General features: G+C 71.8%; 17 protein-coding genes. 3 read left to right on the top strand and 14 right to left on the bottom strand.

From position 1 onward, the window contains the following. Window positions 1–60: 60 nt before the first annotated feature. From ACH45N_RS00670 to ACH45N_RS00725, 12 genes are all read right to left on the bottom strand, one after another. Window positions 61–1,464 carry a hypothetical protein gene (locus ACH45N_RS00670; RefSeq protein ID WP_397390192.1) on the bottom strand — a complete coding sequence of 468 codons (1,404 nt, stop codon included), beginning with the start codon at window positions 1,462–1,464 and terminating at the stop codon, window positions 61–63. Beyond that, the gene (locus tag ACH45N_RS00675) at window positions 1,461–2,036 is read right to left on the bottom strand and encodes a SigE family RNA polymerase sigma factor (protein WP_397390194.1); all 576 of its coding nucleotides are present in this window, start codon (window positions 2,034–2,036) and stop codon (window positions 1,461–1,463) included. The genes ACH45N_RS00670 and ACH45N_RS00675 overlap by 4 nt, the downstream gene beginning before the upstream one ends. A 197-nt stretch (window positions 2,037–2,233) precedes the next feature. Next, complete coding sequence (locus tag ACH45N_RS00680; protein ID WP_397390196.1) at window positions 2,234–3,049, bottom strand: amino acid ABC transporter ATP-binding protein; 816 nt, start codon at window positions 3,047–3,049, stop codon at window positions 2,234–2,236. Further along, window positions 3,046–4,020 (bottom strand): amino acid ABC transporter permease, encoded by a 975-nt coding sequence (locus ACH45N_RS00685; protein WP_397390198.1) that lies wholly within the window; start codon window positions 4,018–4,020, stop codon window positions 3,046–3,048. The genes ACH45N_RS00680 and ACH45N_RS00685 overlap by 4 nt, the downstream gene beginning before the upstream one ends. A 90-nt stretch (window positions 4,021–4,110) precedes the next feature. Further along, window positions 4,111–5,040: an ABC transporter substrate-binding protein gene (locus ACH45N_RS00690; RefSeq protein ID WP_397390200.1), complete on the bottom strand. Its 930-nt coding sequence runs from the start codon at window positions 5,038–5,040 to the stop codon at window positions 4,111–4,113. Between the two features lie 294 nt (window positions 5,041–5,334). After that, window positions 5,335–5,511: a methionine/alanine import family NSS transporter small subunit gene (locus ACH45N_RS00695; RefSeq protein ID WP_397390202.1), complete on the bottom strand. Its 177-nt coding sequence runs from the start codon at window positions 5,509–5,511 to the stop codon at window positions 5,335–5,337. Then, the gene (locus tag ACH45N_RS00700; RefSeq protein WP_397390204.1) at window positions 5,508–7,070 is read right to left on the bottom strand and encodes a sodium-dependent transporter; all 1,563 of its coding nucleotides are present in this window, start codon (window positions 7,068–7,070) and stop codon (window positions 5,508–5,510) included. The genes ACH45N_RS00695 and ACH45N_RS00700 overlap by 4 nt, the downstream gene beginning before the upstream one ends. Window positions 7,071–7,167: 97 nt before the next feature. Beyond that, window positions 7,168–8,436 (bottom strand): FAD-binding protein, encoded by a 1,269-nt coding sequence (locus tag ACH45N_RS00705; protein ID WP_397390206.1) that lies wholly within the window; start codon window positions 8,434–8,436, stop codon window positions 7,168–7,170. 65 nt (window positions 8,437–8,501) lie between these two features. Beyond that, window positions 8,502–8,792, bottom strand: a complete 291-nt coding sequence (locus tag ACH45N_RS00710) for an STAS domain-containing protein (protein WP_377230302.1) — start codon at window positions 8,790–8,792, stop codon at window positions 8,502–8,504. Between the two features lie 353 nt (window positions 8,793–9,145). Next, window positions 9,146–9,613 carry an aminoacyl-tRNA deacylase gene (locus ACH45N_RS00715; RefSeq protein WP_377230301.1) on the bottom strand — a complete coding sequence of 156 codons (468 nt, stop codon included), beginning with the start codon at window positions 9,611–9,613 and terminating at the stop codon, window positions 9,146–9,148. Window positions 9,614–9,687: 74 nt separating this feature from the next. Next, a complete protein-coding gene (locus ACH45N_RS00720) occupies window positions 9,688–10,008 on the bottom strand; it encodes a DUF2087 domain-containing protein (protein ID WP_397390209.1) in 321 nt (106 codons plus the stop codon). A 3-nt stretch (window positions 10,009–10,011) separates the two neighbouring features. Then, entirely contained in the window at window positions 10,012–11,859 is a 1,848-nt protein-coding gene (locus tag ACH45N_RS00725) for a M15 family metallopeptidase (RefSeq protein WP_397390211.1), read from the bottom strand. A gap of 317 nt (window positions 11,860–12,176) precedes the next feature. On the opposite strand from ACH45N_RS00725, the gene ACH45N_RS00730 reads away from it, so the two are divergent. The 3 genes from ACH45N_RS00730 (at window position 12,177) to ACH45N_RS00740 (ending at window position 14,102) form a co-directional block, all read left to right on the top strand. After that, window positions 12,177–12,455, top strand: a complete 279-nt coding sequence (locus ACH45N_RS00730; protein WP_397390213.1) for a hypothetical protein — start codon at window positions 12,177–12,179, stop codon at window positions 12,453–12,455. Window positions 12,456–12,644: 189 nt separating this feature from the next. Beyond that, on the top strand, window positions 12,645–13,184 hold the full coding sequence (locus tag ACH45N_RS00735) for a hypothetical protein (protein WP_397390215.1): 540 nt from the start codon (window positions 12,645–12,647) through the stop codon (window positions 13,182–13,184). Between the two features lie 240 nt (window positions 13,185–13,424). After that, on the top strand, window positions 13,425–14,102 hold the full coding sequence (locus ACH45N_RS00740; protein ID WP_397390217.1) for an HNH endonuclease family protein: 678 nt from the start codon (window positions 13,425–13,427) through the stop codon (window positions 14,100–14,102). A 21-nt stretch (window positions 14,103–14,123) separates the two neighbouring features. Here ACH45N_RS00740 and ACH45N_RS00745 read toward each other — a convergent pair whose 3' ends face one another. Both ACH45N_RS00745 and ACH45N_RS00750 read right to left on the bottom strand, forming a co-directional pair. After that, entirely contained in the window at window positions 14,124–14,711 is a 588-nt protein-coding gene (locus ACH45N_RS00745) for a hypothetical protein (RefSeq protein WP_397390219.1), read from the bottom strand. Continuing rightward, window positions 14,708–15,166: a hypothetical protein gene (locus ACH45N_RS00750; RefSeq protein ID WP_397390221.1), complete on the bottom strand. Its 459-nt coding sequence runs from the start codon at window positions 15,164–15,166 to the stop codon at window positions 14,708–14,710. Before ACH45N_RS00750 ends, ACH45N_RS00745 begins: the two co-directional genes overlap by 4 nt. Window positions 15,167–15,437: the final 271 nt, after the last annotated feature.

Genomic DNA, 15,437 nt, shown 5'->3' on the forward strand with positions numbered 1-15,437 from the left:
TGTCGGACACCCAGGTCACGGGGGTGACCTGCACGTCCGACACGTGCTCGTCCGGGCGGGTCAGCGGCGGAAGTCCAGCGTTCCCAGGAAGGTGTGGAGATCCGCCAGGCCCTGCTCGTCACCGTCGAACTCGACCACGAGGAACAGGTTCTCGCCCTGGTCCTCCTGGTGGATGTAGATGTCGACCCAGTAGTAGTCGGTCTCCCCGTCCACGTTGTGCGCGGTCGGGATCACCTCGGCGTAGTCGGCGCCGGGGACGTCGATCATCTGCGACCCCGGGCTGCCGGACGGCGTCCACCAGTTGCCGCCGGGCTTGCCGCCCTGGACGTAGACCCGTTCGGCGACGTCCTTCGCCTCCGCGGCACGTGCCTTCTCCTCGGCGGTGGCGTCGGTCCACATCCCCAGCGTCTCCTGGTCGATGCCGGGTTCCACGTACATGACCCGGGGCCCGGTCCACTCCACGCCCGGCGAGAACTCGCCCTCCGTCTTCTTCGAGGTCCAGCCCTCCGGCACCGCGAACGTCAGGCCGTTGTGCTCGGTCCTGACCCAGCCGGCCGGGATCCCGCGCTCGATGGCGCCGAGCACCGGGGCCGAGAACTCCGGCAGGTACCAGTCGGGCTCGCCCGCCTCCTTGAGCCAGAGGTTCCCGACGAAGTTCCGCAGCATCTCGTCGCCCTCCGCGTTCGCCGTGAACCGGGTGTCGATGATCCAGCCCTCGTCGCCGCTGCGGATCGTGATGGTCGCGGGCCGCACCTTCCCCTCGCGGGCGTGCTGCTCGATGACCACGAGGTCGGCGCCCTCGATGTCGAGCGTCGTCGCGCCGGAGTCCTTCGCCGGCGCGGTCCAGCCCGCGACGTCGAACACGTTGCGCAGCTCGATCGTGGCGTCCATGTCGTCGATGGTGCCGTTCTCGCCCATGGCCCAGGCCTCCGGGTGGTCCGGGGCCAGCCAGCCGGCCACGCCGCCCGCGTTGACGTCGCCGACGGCGATCCAGCCGCCCGGCGGGACCTCGTACCAGAGCCCGCCGAGGATGTACGGGGCGGCACCCGGGCCCTCGACCACGCCGCGCTCGACACCGGGGAGCACGGGCAGCGTCCCGCCGCCGGTCTCCAGGTAGGTGGTGGGCACGTCGCTCGGCTCCGGCGTCGGCTCGGCGGTCGGCTCCGGCGACGGCGAGTCCGTGGACGGGGCCGACTCGCTGGTCGTCTTCACCGTGCCGGGCAGGGGCTCCTGCCGGTCGGCGTAGATCGTGCCGGCCACGCCGATGCCGGCGCCCGTCAGCACCACAGCGGCGACCCCGGCCGTCACCGTGGCCACGACCCGGCGCCGGCGCACGGTCCGCACGGCCCGGGTCGCCATCGCCACCGGGTCGAGTCCCTCGGGCGGCTCGACGGCCGTGCTGGCGGCCCGGAGGTCGGCGAGCACCGCCGCGTCCTTCTTGGCGTGGATGTCGTGCACGTTCACGATCGGCTCCCTTCGCGACCGGGCACCACGAGGGTGCGGAGGCGCTCCAGGGCGCGTGAGGCGGTGGACTTGACCGTCCCGGTGGAGATGCCGAGCTCAGCGGCCGTCTCGGCCTCGGACCGGTCGAGCAGGTAGCGCAGCACCACCACCCGGCGCTGCTTGACGGAGAGCGCCAGGAGGGCGCGGACCAGGCGGTCGCGGTCGGCCAGCCCGGCGTCCGACGCCGGGGCGCTCCTCTCGCGCAGGCCGAGCGCCGGTTCGTCGGTGAGCACCTCGCGGCGGGTGCGGCGCCACGTGTCGATGCGCGCCGTCGCCAGGACGCGGCGCGCGTAGGCGAACGGGTCGCCGTCGCCCACCTTCTTCCACGCCTTGAACGTGCGCTCCAGGGCGAGCTGCACCAGGTCCTTCGCCCGGTGCTCGTCGCCGCTCAGCAGGTACGCGATGCGGTACAGCGCGGGGGTGCTCTCCTGCGCGAACGCCGTGAAGTCGGCGACCGGGTCGAGGCTGCTCCGGACGACGGGGATCTCGCCGGTGCCCTGCTCGGGTTCCAGGGTCACCGCCACCTCGCTCATCCGGTACACCACCGGGTGGTGCGGCCGGAGTGCCCCGGCGTTCGTTCACGGCGCCCAGCGCGCCGCATCGTGTGCGTCATGCACCTTAGACGCAGCCGGGGCCCACCGAGGTTCCGTCCTTTCCGAACGGATCCGCGCCCGAACGGATCCGTGTCGGACGTACAGGTCACGCGAGGGACCTGTACGTCCGACACGGGTCAGAGCACGTGCGCCAGGAAGTCCTTGGTGCGCTGCTCCTGCGGGTCGTCCAGCACCTTGCCCGGCGGCCCCGACTCGACGATGACGCCGTCGTCCATGAACACGACGTGGTCGGCGACCTCCCGGGCGAACCCGATCTCGTGCGTCACCACGATCATCGTCATGCCGGACCGCGCCAGGTCCTGCATCACCGCCAGCACCTCGCCCACGAGCTCGGGGTCGAGGGCCGACGTCGGCTCGTCGAACAGCATGAGCTCGGGGTCCATGGCGAGCGCCCGGGCGATGGCCACGCGCTGCTGCTGGCCGCCGGAGAGCTGCGCCGGGTAGTGGTTCATCCGGTCGGACAGCCCCACGCGGTCGATCAGCTCGACCGCGCGTTGCCGCGCCGCCTTCCTGGAGAGCCCCCGCACCTGGACGGGTGCCTCCATGATGTTCTCGATCGCCGTCATGTGCGGGAACAGGTGGAACCGCTGGAACACCATGCCGATCCGCGAGCGCTGCTTCGCGACCACCTTGGGGTGGAGCCGGTGCAGCACGCCCTTGGCGTCCTCGCGGTAGCCCATGAGGTCGCCGCCCACGACGACGGAACCGCCGGTGATCTCCTCCAGCTCGTTGATGCAGCGCAGGAGGGTGGACTTGCCGGAGCCGGACGGCCCGAGGATGACGGTGACCTCGCCGCGCGCGACGTCGAGGTCCACGCCCTTCAGCACGTGCACGGCGTCGTGCCCGTGGCCGAAGACCTTGTGCACGGCGCGGACGGACACCATGTCCGTGGAGCCCGCCGGGACGGCCGTGGCGTCGGTGGGGGCGCTCATGGTGTCACGTCCTTGTTCACGTCTTCCTGCACGGTCCCGGCGGCCGCGATGGCCGCCTGCTTGCCGCCCGCCGGCCCCTTGCCCCGACCGCGACGGCGGGTGGTCGTCCCGAACCCGCGCCCGTAGTACTGCTCCAGGTAGTGCTGGCCCACCATCAGGATCGAGGTGATGAGCAGGTACCAGAGCGCCGCGATGACCAGCAGCGGGATCGGCAGGAAGGTGCGGTTGCCGATCGCGCTGGTGGCGTAGGTCAGCTCGAACGTGAGCGGCACGGCGACGACCAGCGAGGTGGTCTTGAGCATCGAGATGGTCTCGTTGCCCGTCGGCGGGACGATCACGCGCATGGCCTGCGGCAGGACCACGCGGCGCATGATCTTGCCGTCCTTCATGCCGAGGGCCTTGGCGGCCTCGGTCTGCCCCGGGTCCACGGAGGTCAGGCCCGCGCGCACGATCTCCGCGAGGTAGGCCGACTCGTTGAACGCCAGGCCGAACAGCGCCAGCCAGAACGCGGTGAGCACCTCGTCGGTCCGGAAGGAGAAGAACTCCGGCCCGAAGGGGATGCCCAGCGACAGGCGCGGATACAGCACGGCCAGCAGGCCCCAGAAGATGAGCTGCGTGTAGATCGGCGTGCCGCGGAAGAACCAGATCCAGGCCCAGCTCACCGAGCGCATGACCGGGTTGTCCGACCGGCGCATCATCGCGAGCGCGACGGCGAGCACCACGGCGATCGCCATGGAGCCGAACGTGAGCACCAGGGTCCACAGCACGCCGCGGATCACCACGATGTCCCGCAGGTAGAGCCAGACCACGTCCCAGCGGAAGTTCTCGTTCGTGATCAGGGCGTTGGCCGCCATGGCGGCCAGGATCAGCACGGCCACCGCTGCGACGAGGCGGCCGGGACGCGGCACGGGCCGCGCGTGGATGCGGTTGGGCACAGGGTCGCTGCCCGACGCGGAGGTCTGCGTCGTCACGTCACCCTTCCTTCCCTCGAAAAGTTGAGTGCACGGTACCCGTGGTCCACGCCGGGCGCGGACCACGGGTGCCGTGCACCGGCGGACGGGTCACTCGGCGGGGTTGAGCTCCGCCTCGTCCACCACGGCGTCCGCGCTGCCCCAGGAGGCGAAGATCTCGCCGAGAGTGCCGTCGTCGATGAGCTTCTGCACCGCGGCCTGCACGGCCTCGGTCAGGTCCTCGTCGTCCTGGGAGACGACGATGCCGTAGGGCGCCGCGTCGAGGACGTCGCCGATGGTCTCGATCTCGCCGGAGGTCTGCTCGACCGCGTACGCGGTGATCGGCGAGTCGGCGTACATGGCCTGGAGCTTGCCGCCCACGAGGTTGGTCGTGACGTCGGCCTGCGACTCGTAGCGCACGACGTCGATCGGGTCCTCGCCGTCCTTCTCGCACTGCTCGGTGGCGGCGGTGAGCTCGTCGTCCTGGATGGTCGAGGTCTGCACACCGATGGTGGTGCCGCACAGGGCCTCGGGGTCGAACTCCTCGGGGTTGCCCGCGGCGACGCCGTACTGCGAGCCCGCCGTGGCGTAGCTGATCATGTTCGCCTCGGCGGTGCGCTCGTCCGTGATGGTGAACGCCGAGATGCCCGCGTCGTACTTGGAGCCGATGGCGGGGATGATGCCGTCGAACGCGGCCGACTGGACCTTGACGTCCAGGCCGAGCACGGCCCCGACGGCGGTGATGGTGTCGATGTCGAAGCCGACCGGCGTCTTGCCGTCGGCGTCGATGAACTCCGCGGGCGCGTACGCGGTGTCGGAACCCACGGTCAGGGTGCCCTTGTCCGCGATCTCCTTCGGGAGAAGTGCGGCGATCTCCTCGTCGACCTCGACGGACGACGGGTCGAACGACGCCTCGGCGCTGGCCTCGTCGGAGGCTCCGTCGGAGCCGGCGGGCTGCTGCGACGCGTCGGTGCATGCAGTCAGCACGAGGGTGGCGGCGGCAAGTGCGGCCGCGGCGGTCAGGGCGGGAAGCCTGCGCATCAGGGGTCTCCTGGTCGGGTTTTTGATCGTCTCGCGAGGCCCCCGGCGACCCGACAGATCTCTGTCATCAGGGGAGCAGAGAACCCGACGGCGCACGTGGCGCCTCGACTCGAGTCTCACCCAACCGTGACTGGTCCCTGGCGTAAACCCGCAACTTAGAGACCATTGTCACACTGTGATGAAGGGCATGTTTCTGCTACATTTCGCCCAGCTCACAGGGCCTGACCTGCAAAGACGCTCGTCCGACACGGTTCGCCATCTTGACTGCCGTCCGCCCGTGCGGGATGCGTCCGGTCAGGTGTCGTGCTCCACGGGCTTGTCCGGCCGGTCCTCGGGGCCGTTCTCGTCCGCCCAGCCCTCCGGCCAGTCCGTCCGGTCAGGCCGCCGCACGATCGCGACGATGCTGGCCGCGAGCCCGCCCCAGAGCACGACGATCGAGATGACCATCAGGGTGATCGCCGCGCCGCTCATGACCGACCTCCGTAGCTCGGCCAGACGTCGTACACGTCCGGCTCCACCCGCCAGCGCATCCGGGTCAGCACGAAGGCCGCCACGAACAGCAGGACGACGGTGCCCCAGCCCACGACCAGCAGGTACCACCCGGCGTACCCCTCGTAGCCGTCCTGGACCAGGCTGGCGATCCGGGAGACCAGCATCGCCGCGAGCACCACGGGACCGAGCACCACCACGCAGAAGGACCACCAGCGGCCCACCGGAATGGTGGAGACCGCGTTCAGGTGGAACCGCATCTCCTCCGTGCGGCGCAGCACCCAGCCCAGCAGCACGCACATCGCGATGGCGGAGACCACGATGCCGATGTTGTTCGCCCACTGGTCGACCGTGTCGAGCGCGATCAGGCCGGTGGTGGTCGAGAAGGCCAGCACCGACAGCACGCCCGACACCAGACCGATGCGCACCGCGGCCTGCCCGCGGGTCCAGCCGAACTTCTCCTGGAACGACGCCAGGACGACCTGGACGATGGAGAGCAGCGACATGAACCCCGCCATGACCAACGAGCCGAAGAACAGCGCCCCGAAGAGCGGGCCCGCAGGCATCTGGGAGACCAGGGCGGGGAACGTCATGAACGCGAGGGTCGGCCCGCTGATCCCCTCGAGCTCCGCCAGGCCCACCCCCTCCTGGTGCGCGAGGAAGCCCAGGCCGGCGAACACGCCGATCCCGGCGAAGATCTCGAACGCCGAGTTGGAGAAGGCCACGACCAGGCCGGGGGACGTCAGGTTGGCGCGACGCCGGCGGTAGGACGCGTAGGTGATCATGATGCCGAACCCGACCGACAGCGTGAAGAACGTCTGGCTGTAGGCCGCGATCCACACGTTCGGGTCGGCCATCACCGCCCAGTCCGGCGTGAACAGCGCGTTCAGCCCGTCGGTCGCGCCGGGCAGGAACAGCGCGCGCACCACGAGCGTCCCGAACGCCAGGATCAGCAGGGGCATGAAGACGAGGTTGATCTTCTCCAGCCCCTTGGCCACCCCCGCGGCCAGGACCACGACGGTCGCCGCCCAGACGATGGCGAGCGGGATCAGCACCGCGGGCACGAAGTCGAGCGTGACCCACGGGTCCGCACCCCCGACGTCGGCCAGGCGGAGGTAGTCACCCGTGAAGAAGGCGACCGTGTCGTCGCCCCAGCGCAGGTCGAAGGAGTACACGAAGAAGCTGAGCGCCCACGCGATGATCACCGCGTAGTAGACGGCGATCACGAAGCAGATGGCCACCTGGAACCAGCCGAGCCCCTCCAGCCAGTGCTTCACCCGCCGGAAGGCGAGCGGCGCCCCGCCGCGGAACCGGTGCCCGATCGCGTAGTCCAGGAACAGGATCGGGATACCCGCCGTGAGCAGCGCCACGAGGTAGGGCACGATGAACGCGCCCCCGCCGTTCTCGTAGGCCACCCCCGGGAACCGCCAGATGTTCCCCAGTCCGACGGCGGACCCGACGGCGGACAGGATGAAGCCCAGCTGCCCGCTGAACTCCTCGCGCTTCTCGGGCGCCGCGGTCGTGCTCTGCGCGTCGCTCATACCCCGATCCTGCGAGACAAACGCCGGGAGCGCGAAACCAGGCGCCCGGGGCAACATTTCACCCGGCCCCCGGACCCGCGCCGGACACCGGCCGGGCTCACCGGCCGAGCAGCGCCTCCACGTAGCCGCCGCGGAACTTCCCGGCCGGGTCGAGACGCGCGGCCAACGCGGCGAAGTCGTCGAACCGCGGGTACAGGCCCGGCAGGTCCGTCACCGGGACGGTGAACAGCTTGCCCCAGTGCGGCCGGGCGCCGAGCGGCAGCAGGGCCGCCTCCAGCTCGGGCAGCGCGGCGCGCACGGCGGGCCAGTCCTGCTTCCACGTGAAGTGGAGCGCGAGGCTGTCCCCGGGCGCGGTGCTCAGCCACAGGTCGTCGCCCGCGACGGTGCGGATCTCGGACGTGAGCAGCAGCGGGCCGAGCCGGTCCCCGAGCGCCCGCACGGCGCGGACGGCGTCGGGCCCCGCCGCGCGCGGCAGCAGGTACTCCGACTGGAGCTCCTCGCCCAGGGACGGCGTGAAGTCCAGGCGGAAGTGCGGCAGCCGCTCGAACCACGGCCCGGGCACGCCGCCCTGCTCGGTGCAGGCGACGGCGGCGACGTCGGGCAGGGGGTGCATCGGCCCGGTCGCCGGGACGGCCCCGAGACCGGTCAGCAGGTCGGCCGCGGGGGCGGGCCCGGACGCGCCGGCGTCGTCCACCCGGGACTTGCACCAGACCAGGCGGACGTCGGGCTCGAACCAGCTCGTGAAGACGCTGACGGAGTACGCGCTGCCCATGACGGCGTCAAGGTTCTCGGTCAGCGCGTCCCAGGGCAGGCCGGTGAAGACGTCCTGGCGCACGTCGAAGGTGGGCACGGTCGCGAGCTCGACCCTCGTGACGACACCGAGGGCGCCGAGCGCCACCACGGACCCGGGGAAGTCGGCGTCGCCGCGGCGCAGGGTCAGCGCCTCGCCGGAGGCGGTCACGAGCTCCAGCCCGACGACGTCGCCGGCGAGCGAGCGCGTCCCGTCACCGGAGCCGTGGGTGCCCGTGGCGACCGCACCGGCGACCGAGATGTGCGGGAGGGAGGCCATGGCGGTGAGCGCACGACCGTTCGCGTGCAGGTCGGCGACGACGTCGCCGTAGCGCAGGCCGGCGCGGACCGACGCCACGCCCGTGGCGGGGTCGACCTCGAGGGCCGGCCGACCGTCGTCGAGCTGGTCGAGCTGGACGTGCACGCCCGTGGTGTCGGCGACGTCCGAGAACGAGTGGCGCGAGCCGAGGGCCCGGACGCGGGGCTCGCCGGCGACGATGCCGGCAAGCTCCGCGAGGGTCCGGGGGCGCTCGGTGCGCGCGGAGGAGTACGTGAGGTTCGCTGCCCAGTTCTTCACCGGACCAGGGTGCCACCCCCGCGTCCGATCGGACGCGGCCGTTCACAGAGCGTGCGGTGCGGGACTCAGGCGCTGGCGCCGGCGTTGCGGACCACCGGGATCCGCTGACTGATACCGACCATGTCCAGGACCTCCATCACGACCGACGACGGCTCGCGGAGCTGGACGGGCGAACCCGTCTCCTCGCCGAGCACGAACACCTGGAGGATGAAGGCGACCCCGGAGGAGTCGATGAACGTGACGTCCCGGGCGTCGACGATGACGGGATCGGGATCGGGTCGTGCGGCGAGCATGGCCATGGCCTCGCTCGCGTTCTCGCGCAGCAGCGCGTCGATGTCACCCCAGAGGGTCAGCACCGTGCCCTCGTAGGTGTTCCGGCAGGCGATACCGGATCCCAGGCGTCCGGGAACCACGTCCTGCGCTGAGTCTGACGGGAGAGGGTCCATGGGGTCATTCGCTCCGTCCTGCATTGGTCGGGCCTCGACTTCGTTGACACTTGCTTCGGTACTACTGACGCGGACGTCAACTTGGACACTTCTTGGTGCTGTCTGACCGGTCCTTGCCCCAGCAGGGCAAGAATTACCTAGGGCGAGTGTTCACCCGACACCCGGCTTACGTCCACCCCCCAGGCGTTACGGTCACGTTGCACGGAGGAGAATTGCCGTGCTTCCCGTGGTGCGGGCCCGTTCGGCACCGCCCGAGACGCGCCTCAGGCGGGGTCGGTCACGTCCGCGACCGTGGCGTCGAGCGCCGACGTGAGGTCGACGGCATCGACCGTGGCACCCACACCGTGGGCACCTCCGCCGATCGACACGGGTCCCGGCTCTGCGAGCCGTGAGTCCGCGACGACGGGCCACCTGTGGAACGACCCGAACGGGGTGATGGTTCCCCGCTCATAGCCCGTGACCTCGAAAGCCACGTCCTTGCTCGGCATCGAGAGCCGCGAGACGCCGAGCAGCGCGCGCAGCTTGGGCCAGGAGATCTGCCGGTCGCCCGGGACGAGCACGAACAGGAAGTCGTCGTCGGCGCGGCGCACGACGATCGTCTTGATCAGCTTCGCGGGATCCACCCCGCGCGCGGCCGCGGCCTCGGCGAGGCTCGCCACCTGGCCGTGCCGGGTGATCTCGAACGGGATGCCCGCCGCCTCGAGCGCGGTGACAGCACGTTCTTCACTCATGAAATTTCCTATCCTGAAAACGCGAGTCTGCGTTGTCTCGCACTATGGTCAAGGTTCTCCTGCGAGGCGCCTGTTCAGGCGTCGTACTCGGTGCGCTCCGTACGCCAGTACTCGGCCCCGTCCCGCGTGCGCTGCACCAGCCCGTGGTCAACCATCGCACGACGGACGCCCGCGGGGTCGTGGGAGAGCTCCCGCAGCCGGTCCGTCAGCTCACGTTCCGTCACCGGCTCCAGGAGCGTGGGCAGCGCCTGGACCGCCAGGTACCGGGTCACGGCGACCTTGTCCCGCCAGCGCCGCGGCATGGCCTCCAGCCGCCCCGAGCGGAGGAAGCGCCGCGGATCGCCGGCCGTCTCCGCGCCCGGTGTCGCCCCCCGCTCCGTCGGCTCCGCCGCCATCCGTCAGCTCAGCTCCGGCCGACGGGGGCGGCGGCCCGATCGGACCACGGTCGACTTCGAGAGCGTCCCGAGCAGGCTGGACGACGTCGTGGTCGACCCCGTGCCGTCCGGGTTCTCGTCCGGTGTGGCGCAGGGGTCCTCCTCGGTGCCCTCGTCGGCGGCGGTGCTCTCCTCCGTCGTCGTCTCCCCGGGGCTCGGCGCCGTCGACTCACCCGTGCCGGGCTCGGTCTCCGGGCACTCGGACGGGTCCGGGGTCGGCTCCTCCGACGGGTCCGGGTCCGGCGTCGGATCGTCGGACGGGTCGGGGGTCGGCTCGTCGGTCGGGTCGTCCGACGGGTCAGGGCTCGGGTCCGTCGTCGGGTCCGGCTTCGGCGTGGGCTTCGTCGTCGGGCTCGTCGGCCTGGGCGTCGGCTCGTCCGGCGACGGCTTCGGGGTCGCCTTGGGCGGCTTCTGCGACGGCGGGTTGTCGCTCGGGTCGTCCGACGGCTTCGTCGACGGCTTGTCCTTGCCGTCGCTCGGCTTCGGGTCGAGCGACGGCTTGTAGCGCGGGCTCGTGGAGTCGGTGGGGGTCCAGGTGCCGACGTCGGACGCGTCGATCGCGCGGTTCGGGATGGAACCCGCCGCGAAGAACTCGAAGTGCCACGGCTCGGGCTTGGCGCCGCCGAGCTGCGCCCAGGACGGGTTGTCCCAGCCGTAGTCGGGGCCGTGCAGGCGGAGCCAGACGTACTCGGGGGAGCCGCCGCCGGCGATCGGGTTGCCCAGGTCCACGGCGAGACCCCAGCCGTGGTTCGACGTGCCCGGGATCGCCGCGAGGTGCGGCTTGGTGTGGGCCACCGCGACCTGCAGCTCGTAGGACCGGTAGGAGTCCGTGATCGGGATCGGGTAGCCGAACTCCTGCTCGAACTCGGCGTTCAGCGCCGTGAACCGCTCGGCGGCGTCGCAGCGCAGCATGTGGCCGGGCGCGAACTCCAGCGGGCACAGCACGTCGGCGGGGATGCGCCCGTTGGCGTAGCCCAGGGTCGACCCGCCGAACATGGTCACGACGTCGAGCAGGCTCTCCCGGAGCGAGACCCCGCCGGCGCGCTCGCCGATCCCCTCGACCTCCACCAGCGCGTTCGGCACCGAGGGGTCCAGCATGTTCGCCAGGCGGACCGCGGCGATGACCACCTGGTCGTAGGTGACATAACCGACCTGCGGGTCGACGGCGTCCGGCTCGATCACCGAGGTGCGGTCGTTCGACACCTGGACGGCGGGCGGGGTGTCCTCGTCGGCCGGTGTCCGGGTGTCGTCCTGGCCGGACTCGTCGCTCCGGTCGCCGTCCTGGTCGGCGGTGCCGTCCTGGCCGGCGTCGTCCTTGTCAGCGCCGTCGTCCGCGCCGTCCTGGCCGGAACCCGACGGCGGGACGCCGGCGTCCTGCGCGCCGCGGGCGGCCGGGGCGTCCTCGACACGGAGGCCCTCGTTGTTCTCGCCGAAGGCGAGCTGCTGCATCTGGTAGGTCGTGTAGAGCATGCCGAGCTCGGCCGCGGCCTGGGCGACCGTCGGGCTGAAGTCCGGGCCCTGGTCACGCGCCTCCTGCTCGGCGCGCTCGAGGACCGCGACGATCTGGCTGAGCGTCACGCCCTCGGGGGCGGTCTCGGTCTGGCCGACGGTCGCGCTCTGGATGAGCCCGTAGAGCCGGATCGGCAGGTCGCCGCCGTCGCGCGCCTCCTGCGCACCAGGAACGCTCGCCGCCGCCGTGACCAGCACGCCCGCGGCGAGCACGGTCGCGACCGCGGCGGTCCACGCGGTGCGGAGGTACTTGCGCAGCGCCGCACGGGGTATGTGCGGAACGAGCGTCTTCGCTGGGTTCACGCGTCTCCCCCTCGGTCGGTGCACTGCCTCGTCGTGCGCGGTGCATGCCGTTCGGATCCTTACACAGCAGTATCACGATCTGGTGAACTCAGGCGGGGTAATTATCGGCGCGCAGGTGAACCACCCTCTCGGAGGGAAGACGCTCTACGCGGACGCCGATGACGACCCACGATCGACAAGAGTAACGATTCGGGCGTACAACGCAATGAAGTCTTCCTGGTACATCTCCGGATGCTTCACACTGACCCGGGTCCGTACGGGCGCGCTCGCGCCCGCAACCGAGCGGCCGGAAGTGTGGCCGTGAAAGGAAGTCCCCCATGACCGAGACTCCCAACGCACCCGCAGTCGAGGGCACCGTCCAGGACCCGCAGGCGAACGTCCTCGCGATCGTCGGCTTCATCCTCGCGTTCGTCGCGCCCCCGATCGGGATCATCCTCTCGGCGATCGCCGTGTCGAAGGCCGGCAAGACGGGTATCGACAGCAAGCTCGCGAAGTGGGGTCTGGCCCTCTCGATCATCTTCACCGTGCTGTACCTGATCTTCGTCACCCTCGGCGTCGTCGCGGCCCTGTCGCTCCCGGCCGGCGCGTCCATGTGACCTGAGGTCGCCTCGGGCGCCCGCGTGCGCGCCCGGCAGCACCGTCCACAGCACAGAGGCTGTCGCTCCCGCGGGGCGGCGGCCTCTGTCGCTTCTGAGGCCTGATATCGGTCTATCCAAGACCATTGGGATACTCCACAATATGGCCTGACATTTCCGAATACCTGCAACCAGGGGAGCACTTCCACCATGACCACGCCCGACACCACGACCCCCGAGGCCACGACCGAAGAGAGCGCGGCCGCGGCTGCCCCGGAGGTCGTGGAGACCGAGCCTGCCGAGCCGGCGGCGACGTCCGAGGCGAAGGCAGAGACCGCGGCCCCCGTCGCCGAGCCGGCCACCGAGGCGCCCGCCACCGAGGCCGTCGTGGCCGAGGCCCTCGTCGCCGAGGCCGCTCCCGCAGCTCCCGCCGCCGAGGCTCCGGTCGCCACCGCGACCGAGGTCGCCGCCCCGGCCGCCGCGACCGCCGTCGTCGCGCCCGCACCCGCCGTCGTCGAAGAGGAGGACCCGCAGACCACGGTCTTCAGCCTCGTCACCTTCTTCCTCGCGGCCCTGCCGATCATCGGCGTCATCCTGAACGCCATCGCGGTCGCGCGGGCGGGCAAGGAGGGCTTCGACCTGTGGCTCGCCAAGTGGGGCCTCGCGCTCGCCATCGTCGAGACCGTCGGAGCCCTGATCCTCGTCGGCATCGGCTACTACTTCGGCCTGCTCACCGCCGGCGCCGTCTGAGCCGCTCGCGGCCCCTCCGAGGTCCGCTCCCTCCGAGCCCTTCCCCCGCACGGCCTCTCCCCGGACGCCGCGCCGGGCCGGCCGGCGGGCGCGGGCCTCGTGCCGTTCGCCGAACCGATCAGCCGCGCAACCGACCAGACCGGGTGAAATTTCGCTAACCTACACATGATGGTCATTTGGGTGTCATCGGACGCCTCGACCATGAACGGGCCCAGGTCGGTCTCGAGGAAGGTCTGTCCCATGCCGCAGCTCGTCGTCCACCCGGACCCCCGCCGCGGGTCTCGCGTCCGGCACCTCATCGCGTCGGTCACGGCCCTGGCGCTCGTCGTGCTCCTCGTGACGGTGCAGCCCCAGGCCGCGAGCGCCTACCCGCCCGGCCTCCCGTCCAAGGCGGTGGCGCAGTCGGAGCTCGACGCGCTGCCGGTGCGTGCTGAGAGCGCGTCCGCCCCGTACGACCGGGACCTCTTTCCGCACTGGATCACCGTGAACGGGTGCACCACCCGCGAGACCGTCCTGAAGCGGGACGGCGACGGCGTCGTGGTGGGCAGCGACTGCTACCCGACGTCGGGCAGCTGGTACAGCGAGTACGACGGCGTGACCCGCACCGCTCCGGCCGACATCTCGATCGACCACGTCGTGGCGCTGGCCGAGGCCTGGTACTCGGGGGCGAGCACGTGGACGACGGCCCGGCGGCAGGACTTCGCGAACGACCTCACCGGGCCGCAGCTCATCGCGGTCACGGCCGAGGTGAACAGCTCGAAGAGCGACAAGGACCCCGCCGAGTGGGTCCCGCCGCTCGCGAGCAAGCGCTGCGCCTACTCGAAGATGTGGATCCACACGAAGTCGCGGTGGGGCCTGAGCGTGGACGCGGCCGAGAAGGCCGCGCTCCAGCCGCTGCTGGACTCCTGCTCGTACTGACCGCGCCGCGGGGCGCCCCCGTCACCGCGTGACCTGGGCGCCCGGCAGGTGGGCGAGGGCGCGGCGCAGCTCCTCCTCGGCGTCGAGCACGGCCTGGTAGGCGTCCCGGCAGGCGGCGTACCCGGCGCAGGCGGCGTCGACGACGGCGAGGGCCGACCGGGACAGCGCGTCGACCTCGCCGGGCTCGGCGCTCCCGCTCACCGAGGAGAGCCCGGCGGCCAGGTGCCGGGCGACACGCAGCCGCGCGACGCCGGTGGTGTGCAGCGTCCGGCCGGACTCCAGGGCCGCCGCGTACCCGTCGAACGTGTCGGCCACGGCGTCGAGGCCGTGCGTCCCGCGGGCCGCGGCCGAGCGCCCGCGCAGGGCCGTGCCCATGGTCCGCAGGCTCGTCGCGGCGTCCCGGACGGCGCGCGCCCGGCCGCGGACCTCCGCGGGGCTCCCACCCGGCAGGTGGCCGGCGGTCACCTCCCAGTCCGACGCCGCGGCCCGGAGGTCGCCCACCAGGATCTCGACGTACTCCGGGACGTCGAGGTGCTCGAAGCCCTGGCGCCGGCGGCTCAGCTCGTCGATCCGGCTCTCGCACAGGTCGACGAGGTCGCTGAGGCTCACGCCGGCCCTTCGACGGAGGACGGCGCCTGGTCGGTCGTGCGCACCGGGCGGACCGGCAGGCCACCCGGCCCCGTGGGCCGGTCGAGCGCGGGAGCCGACTCGGCCGACTCCTCGGGCCCGGCTCCGGCCACGGGTCGCGCCGGTGCGGGCGCGGGCTCCGGCGTGCGCTCCGCGACACCGGCCGGCGCGAGCGGCCGCATCACCGACAGGACACGCTGGATCTTGGCGATCTCGCGGAGCGCGGCGGCCGGGTCGGCCTCCAGACCCACCGTGCGCAGCACGTCCCCGACGGCGGCCCGCACCGCCGTCGGCCCGTGCACCACCGCCTCGCCGAGCGCGATGACGTCGGCGAGCCCCGCCAGCCGCACGGTGATGGCGACGCGCCGCGTCGTGGGCCAGCCGACGCCCGCGGCGTTCAGCCGCTGGACCGAGCGGGCGATGGTCTCCGGGCTCATCGGGTGCCCACCGCCGTGCCGACGTCGGCCCTGCGCTGCTCTGCCATCCAGCTCCCTCTCCGGCGTCCCCGCACGTCACAGGGATTTTCGGCAGCCTAGGCGGCGGGCGGCCGGGGCAACATGGGGAGCGATCCCCATCGCGAGGCCGGAGACCGCGCGGCGCCGGGCCGCCGCCGTCGGGCGTCCGAGGACTGTTGACGGATCACCGCATTGCCGTGAGTCTGGTCGGGCCGCCGGCCCGCGGGCCGCGTGCGCACTGCTCCACTCTCCA

The organism is Promicromonospora sp. NPDC019610 (genome assembly GCF_044389365.1).
Lineage (GTDB): Bacteria > Actinomycetota > Actinomycetes > Actinomycetales > Cellulomonadaceae > Promicromonospora.